At 63.3% G+C, this 5,071-nt stretch carries 5 protein-coding genes; 4 read left to right on the forward strand and 1 reads right to left on the reverse strand.

Annotation, left to right across the window (positions count from 1 at the left end; translation table 11 throughout):
- Together UW3_RS29205 and UW3_RS0103405 are read left to right on the forward strand one after the other, a co-directional pair.
- The coding region (locus UW3_RS29205; protein ID WP_010220852.1) for a phospholipase D-like domain-containing protein at window positions 1–290 on the forward strand (290 nt) is incomplete at its 5' end.
- 65 nt (window positions 291–355) lie between these two features.
- Window positions 356–937 carry a DJ-1/PfpI family protein gene (locus UW3_RS0103405; RefSeq protein ID WP_010220853.1) on the forward strand — a complete coding sequence of 194 codons (582 nt, stop codon included), beginning with the start codon at window positions 356–358 and terminating at the stop codon, window positions 935–937.
- Between the two features lie 186 nt (window positions 938–1,123).
- Here the strand turns inward: UW3_RS0103405 and UW3_RS0103410 are convergent, their stop codons facing one another.
- Complete coding sequence (locus tag UW3_RS0103410) at window positions 1,124–2,647, reverse strand: fumarate hydratase (protein WP_010220854.1); 1,524 nt, start codon at window positions 2,645–2,647, stop codon at window positions 1,124–1,126.
- Window positions 2,648–2,963: 316 nt separating this feature from the next.
- Between UW3_RS0103410 and UW3_RS0103415 the strand changes: the two genes are divergently transcribed.
- Both UW3_RS0103415 and UW3_RS0103420 read left to right on the forward strand, forming a co-directional pair.
- The gene (locus UW3_RS0103415) at window positions 2,964–4,076 is read left to right on the forward strand and encodes a GGDEF domain-containing protein (protein ID WP_010220855.1); all 1,113 of its coding nucleotides are present in this window, start codon (window positions 2,964–2,966) and stop codon (window positions 4,074–4,076) included.
- Entirely contained in the window at window positions 4,069–5,007 is a 939-nt protein-coding gene (locus UW3_RS0103420) for an iron-sulfur-binding ferredoxin reductase (RefSeq protein ID WP_010220856.1), read from the forward strand. The genes UW3_RS0103415 and UW3_RS0103420 overlap by 8 nt, the downstream gene beginning before the upstream one ends.
- The last annotated feature ends 64 nt before the right edge of the window (window positions 5,008–5,071 follow it).

The raw sequence follows: 5,071 nt of genomic DNA on the forward strand, positions 1-5,071 counted from the left end.
CCCAGCCGTGTTTCCTGCACCTGAAAATGGTGTTGGTGGATGACTGGGTCAGCATCGGCTCGTGCAACTTCGATCACTGGAACCTGCGCTTCAACCTTGAGGCCAATGTCGAAGCCATTGACCCACCCCTGACCGCCGACGTGGCGGCGAGCTTTGAGCGCGACTTTGCCCGGAGCCTGACTATCGACCTGGCCCACTGGCATGCGCGGCCGTTGTGGAAGCGCGTGCAGCAACGCTTGTGGGGCTGGCTCGACCGGCTGGTGGTCAACCTGCTCGACCGGCGTGATTGAGCCTGTCGCACGTTGGCGGTCTATGGTGTCTTTATCTTTCCACCGCACTTGAAGGAGTTGATGACATGGCTGCGAAGAAGATTCTGATGCTGGTTGGCGACTACGTTGAAGATTACGAAGTGATGGTGCCGTTCCAGGCCCTGCAGATGGTTGGCCATACCGTGCACGCGGTGTGTCCGGGCAAAAACGCCGGGCAGACGGTGCGCACGGCGATCCACGATTTCGAAGGCGACCAGACCTACAGTGAAAAGCCCGGGCATAATTTTGCCCTGAACTTTGATTTTGCCAAGGTTCAGGCTGACGACTACGACGCGCTGCTGATTCCAGGAGGCCGGGCACCGGAGTATCTGCGTTTGAACGAGCAGGTGCTGGCGCTGGTCAAGGCGATCGATCAGGCCGGCAAACCCATTGCCGCGGTGTGTCATGGCGCACAACTGCTGGCGGCGGCTGGCGTATTGGAAGGCCGCGAATGCAGCGCTTATCCGGCTTGCGCGCCGGAAGTACGCCTGGCCGGTGGCCAGTATGTCGAGATCGCCGTCGACCAGGCTCACGTGCAGGGTAATCTGGCTTCGGCTCCGGCGTGGCCGGCACACCCTGCATGGCTGGCGGCGTTCCTGCAGTTGCTGGGCACTCGCATTACCCTGTGAACAAAGGTGCTGGCCGAAATACGAGCGCTTCGCGCTCGATCGCCGGCAAGGCCGGCTCCCACAGGTCAGGTGCATGAAGAGCCATTGTGGGAGCTGGCTTGCCAGCGATGAGGCCGGTACAGGCAATAAAAAAGCGGCAGGGGAATAATCCCCCTGCCGCTTTTTCATATCAGCAAACCCCGAGGCTTACTTCACTTCCACCGCCAGGCTTTCAGCGATCTTGTGCTGCCAGATCGCAGGGCCAGTGATGTGTACCGACTCGCCGTTGCTGTCGACCGCGACGGTGACCGGCATGTCCTTGACCTCGAACTCGTAGATCGCTTCCATGCCCAGTTCGGCAAAGGCCAGGACCTTGGACTTCTTGATCGCCTGGGCCACCAGGTAGGCAGCGCCGCCGACGGCCATCAGGTACACGGCCTTGTTGTCCTTGATCGCTTCGATGGCGGTCGGGCCGCGCTCGGATTTGCCGATCATGCCCAACAGGCCGGTCTGCTCGAGGATCTGACGGGTGAACTTGTCCATCCGCGTCGCGGTGGTCGGGCCGGCCGGGCCAACCACTTCGTCACCGACCGGATCAACCGGGCCAACGTAGTAGATGAAGCGACCCTTGAGGTCGACTGGCAGTTCTTCGCCCTTGTTGAGCATCTCGACCATGCGCTTGTGCGCAGCGTCGCGACCGGTGAGCATCTTGCCGTTGAGCAGGATGGTCTCGCCCGGCTTCCAGCTCTGCACGTCTTCCGGGGTCAGGGTGTCGAGGTTGACACGGCGGGCCGATGGGCCGGCTTCCCAGACGATTTCCGGGTAGGCGTCCAGCGATGGCGCTTCCAGGTCAGCCGGGCCGGAACCGTCGAGCACGAAGTGGGCGTGACGGGTGGCGGCGCAGTTGGGGATCATGCACACCGGCAAGGAGGCGGCGTGGGTCGGGTAGTCCATGATCTTGACGTCGAGCACGGTGGTCAGGCCGCCCAGGCCCTGGGCGCCGATGCCCAGCTGGTTGACCTTGTCGAACAGCTCCAGGCGGATCTCTTCGATGCGGTTCTGCGGGCCACGGGCCTTGAGCTCGTGGATGTCGATGGATTCCATCAACACTTCCTTGGCCATTACCGCGGCTTTCTCGGCGGTACCGCCGATGCCGATGCCGAGCATGCCCGGAGGGCACCAGCCAGCACCCATGGTCGGAACGGTCTTGAGTACCCAGTCGACGATCGAGTCGGACGGGTTGAGCATGGCCATTTTCGACTTGTTCTCGGAGCCGCCGCCCTTGGCCGCCACGTCCACTTCCACGGTATTGCCCGGGACGATGGAGTAGTGGATGACCGCAGGGGTGTTGTCCTTGGTGTTTTTACGGCTACCCGCCGGGTCGGCCAGGATGGATGCACGCAGGACGTTTTCCGGCAGGTTGTAGGCGCGGCGCACGCCTTCGTTGATCATGTCGTCCAGGCTCATGGTCGCGCCGTCCCAGCGCACGTCCATACCGACGCGCACGAACACGGTGACGATACCGGTGTCCTGGCAGATCGGCCGGTGGCCGGTGGCGCACATGCGCGAGTTGATCAGGATCTGGGCGATGGAATCGCGCGCAGCTGGCGACTCTTCACGCAGATAGGCCTCATGCATGGCCTGGATGAAATCAACGGGGTGGTAGTACGAAATGAACTGCAGGGCGTCGGCAACGCTCTGAATCAGGTCGTCTTGCTTGATCACGGTCATGCAGCGCGCTCCTCTTAAAGACGGGAACATTCATTAAGGTATTCCGACGCGGACTGGCCGAGGTGTCGAAACGACCTTCAACAGGCGCCAACGCAAGGCTGTCGGCGCAAAAAAGGCGCGGCAGTATAGCGCGCATCCGCCGCCGGTACACGTACCAAAGGTCCCCACCAAGGTCGGCAGTGGCCGGGCACTGTTCTTGCCTGAGCGCTGACCAGGGTCGATTTGTGCAACCATGGCAATTATTCTTCGCACACCCTAAAGTGGCGGTTGGCCATGCCCCATTCCTCTGCCTTGGCCAGAGCACGGTGAGTCACCAGTGACCGAAACAGCGCTGCAGAAGCTTCTCCTCAATCGCTTCCTCATGGCGGCTGGCACCTATCTGCTGGTGCTGGCGCTACTCTGGGTGGCACTCTTGAGCGGCCATCTGCAAGCCTCCCTGACGGTTTTGCTGCTGGGCAGCAGCCTGTTGCTCGTGTGCCAGTCGCTGCTCGGTTGGGTGTTCGCCAGCGGTCGCAACCTGCGCTTTAACGACCCGAGCCTGACCGAGTTCCAGGTGCTGCTGGCGATCGCCTGGCAGACCTGGCTGTTGGCTCAGCTTGACCAGGGGCGCGGCACTTTCCTGATGTTCTACCCCTTGATCCTGATGTTCGGCCTGTTTCACCTGAGCGGGCGGGTGTTTGTACGCTGCGCGCTGCTGGTGTTGTGCAGCTTCCTCGGCCTGATCGCCTGGGAGGCCTGGCAAGCGCCGCATTTCGACGGGTCGCTGTTGGCATTGCAGGCCAGTGCCTTGTTGGTGGTGCTGTGCTGGTTGTGCCTGTATGCCCGTTATGTGCAGGCCGCGCGTCAGCGCATGCGCCAGCGGCGCTATGCCCTGCAGGCCCATCAGGACACCTTGCGCGGCATGATGCGCCAGCTCGAAGACCTGGTGGCCACCGATGAACTGACCGGCTTGTTCAATCGTCGGCACTTTCTGGGCCTGGCCACCCGCGAGCTGGAGCGCATGGGCGCTGACAGTTGCCATGGCCTGGCACTGATCGACCTCGATCACTTCAAACGCATCAATGATGTGTATGGCCACGCCGCCGGCGATCAGGTATTGCAAGCCTTCGCCTCGATCGCCAGCGACTGTCTGGGCGACACTGCGGTACTGGCCCGTTACGGTGGCGAAGAGTTCGTGTTGCTGCTGCCTGACTGCACCGACGCGCAACTGGCCACCTGTTGCGAGCGGCTGCGCAGGGCGTTTGCCCTGGCCCAGCCGCCAGCGGTTGGATTGCGGGTCGAGCCTTTGAGCCTGTCGGCGGGGTTGACCCTGTTGTGCGCAGGCGACGATCTCGATGACGCTCTGCAGCGTGCAGATCAGGCCTTGTACCGGGCCAAGCGCAGCGGGCGCAACCGCTGCCTGGCCGCCTGGGAGGCCGTCGATGCCTGAGTTGCGGGTGGGTGAGCGAAAGTGGACGGTGGCACCGGGCAGCAACCTGCTCAATGCCTTGAATGATGTCGGGCTGGCGGTGCCTTACAGTTGCCGTGCCGGCAGCTGTCACGCCTGCCTGGTGCGCTGCCTGCAAGGCCAGCCGGGGGATGCCCGGCCCGAGGCCCTGGCGGCGGACAAACGCCAGCTGGGCTGGCGCCTGTCGTGCCAGTGCAGCGTCGAGGAAGACTTGCAGGTGGCCTTGTTCGACCCGCTCCAGGATGGGGTGCCGGCCCAGGTCAGCGGCCTCGACTGGCTGAGCCCGACGGTGCTGCGCTTGCGTCTTGAGCCACACAGACCGTTGCGCTATCAGGCCGGCCAGCACCTGGTGTTATGGAGCCCGAGTGGGGTCGCCCGGCCCTATTCTTTGGCCAGCGTGCCGGGGGAGGAGGGCATTCTGGAATTTCATCTCGATTGCCGGCAACCCGGTGCGTTCTGTGATGCCGCGCGGCAACTGAGTATCGGTGCAACGCTGCGCCTGGGCGAGCTGCGCGGCGGAGCCTTGCATTACGACCCGGACTGGCAGGAACGCCCGCTGTGGCTGCTGGCCGCCGGCACCGGCCTGGCGCCGCTGTGGGGGATTCTGCGCGAGGCCTTGCGCCAGGAGCATCACGGGCCGATTCGCTTGCTGCATCTGGCCCACGACGAGCAGGAGCATTATCTGGCGCAGGCACTGACGGCACTGGCCAGTCGGCATCCGCAGTTGCAGGTCGAGCTGCTGACCCCGGCCCAGTTGCCCCAGGCCCTGGCGGCGTTACGCCTGCAGTCGCGCCAGACCGTGGCCCTGGCGTGTGGCTCGGCGGCCAGTGTCGAGCAGTTTTCCCGGTGCATGTTTCTCGCTGGCCTGCCGCGCAACCAGTTGTTTGCCGATGTTTTCATCGGTCACGCTTGATTTCTTGTTGAGGCTGCGGGCTTATCCCCCGAAAAAAGGTTCTTCACGGAATCCTGGGGGGCTA

The organism is Pseudomonas donghuensis (assembly GCF_000259195.1).
In the GTDB taxonomy this organism is placed as follows: Bacteria; Pseudomonadota; Gammaproteobacteria; order Pseudomonadales; family Pseudomonadaceae; genus Aquipseudomonas; species Aquipseudomonas donghuensis.

Excerpts from the sequence above, each read along its gene's own strand:
- UW3_RS0103405 (WP_010220853.1), top strand. The coding sequence starts at position 356 with ATGGCTGCGAAGAAGATTCTGATGCTGGTTGGCGACTACGTTGAAGAT.
- UW3_RS0103410 (WP_010220854.1), bottom strand. The coding sequence starts at position 2,647 with ATGACCGTGATCAAGCAAGACGACCTGATTCAGAGCGTTGCCGACGCC.
- UW3_RS0103420 (WP_010220856.1), top strand. The coding sequence starts at position 4,069 with ATGCCTGAGTTGCGGGTGGGTGAGCGAAAGTGGACGGTGGCACCGGGC.